The sequence below is a fragment of the Clostridium tertium genome (assembly GCF_902652255.1).
GTDB lineage: Bacteria > Bacillota > Clostridia > Clostridiales > Clostridiaceae > Clostridium > Clostridium tertium_A.
The window spans coordinates 1-815 of record NZ_CACRTO010000040.1 but is presented as its reverse complement, the minus strand read 5'-3'; the positions used below and the strand labels follow the sequence as shown (position 1 = coordinate 815).

The 815-nt window shown below is 28.7% G+C and carries 1 protein-coding gene; it reads left to right on the top strand.

Annotated elements, in window-relative coordinates:
- Positions 1-501: 501 nt before the first annotated feature.
- The coding region (locus GPX08_RS12825) for a PTS mannose transporter subunit IIA (RefSeq protein WP_156627196.1) at positions 502-815 on the top strand (314 nt) is incomplete at its 3' end.

Genomic DNA, 815 nt, shown 5'->3' with positions numbered 1-815 from the left:
TAATTAAAATACAAGAAAAGTTTGAACCTATTGCAACAAATATTGCTGATAATTATTCTCATGAAAATTATCAAATTTGGGTGGGGTCAGGAATTGTTTGGGGTGAAATCAATATGTTCACTATGTGTATTCTTGAGGAGATGCAATGGATGAGAACAAGAACTGTAACTAGTGCAGATTTCTTTCATGGAACTTTAGAGTTAGTTGACAAAGAGGTCCCAGTTTATTTGGTTAAAGGAATTGGAAAATATAGAAGCCAAGATGAAAGAGTAGAGAGATTCTTGAAGAAAACAACTGATAAGTTAGTAGTTATAGATTTAAATGATTATCATTTGGACGGGTTTTCAAAAGAATTTGATGATATTTTAAGTCCAATTGTTTTTAATGCACTGACAAGAGGACGTTTAGCATATCATTTTGAAAGAGTAACAGGGCATGATTTAAATATGAGACGCTATTATAGACAGTTTGAATATTAAATTAAAGCTAGGAGTGTACTTCATGAATAAGATATTAATTTGTTCTCATGGAAAGTTATCAGAAGGTTTTTGGGATAGTTTGAAAATTATACTAGGTAATAATAAAAATATAGATTATTTAACTTTTTATGACCAAAACCAAGGGATATTAGATTTAGAAAAAATAAAAAAATATTTTTTAGATAATAAGAATAATGAACTAATTGTATTAACTGATGTATTTGGTGGAAGTGTAAATCAAGAAGTAATTAAACAAGCTGTTGGCTATGATAATATTCGTATTATATCTGGTGTGAACTTTCCGTTATTATTAGAATTAGCTGTACGATTGGATTG